The 374-nt window shown below is 54.8% G+C and carries 1 pseudogene; it reads left to right on the forward strand.

The window, feature by feature from the left end:
- Positions 1-374, forward strand: a pseudogene (locus tag BP727_RS02235) (hypothetical protein); the annotation flags it as partial.

The raw sequence follows: 374 nt of genomic DNA on the forward strand, positions 1-374 counted from the left end.
GTTGAAGCAGTTCCCAACAATCCTCCAGAGCTAGTGGATCTGGCTTCAGATCTAGCCAGTCCCCAGATAGCCGGCGCAGCAGTGACCTTCACTGCAGCCGCGTCCGATCCGGAAAATGATACATTGGAGTTCATGTTCCTCTTGGATGACGTGGCTCAGACTGAGTTCACCTCCATCCCGAGCTGGAACTGGACAACAACCGAGCAGGATATTGGCTCCCATACCATCGAGGTCAGGGCTCGGGACAACAACCACAATCCGGAAGGAGATAGCTCCAAGACAGCTGAATTTGTGGTTGAGGCCGTTCCCAACAATCCGCCTGAGGTAGTTGATCTGGCTTCAGATCTAGCCAGCCCCCAGATAGCCGGGACAGC

Origin of the sequence: Methanosaeta sp. UBA356 (assembly GCF_002496465.1) — an archaeon.
Classification (GTDB): Archaea; Halobacteriota; Methanosarcinia; order Methanotrichales; family Methanotrichaceae; genus Methanothrix; species Methanothrix soehngenii.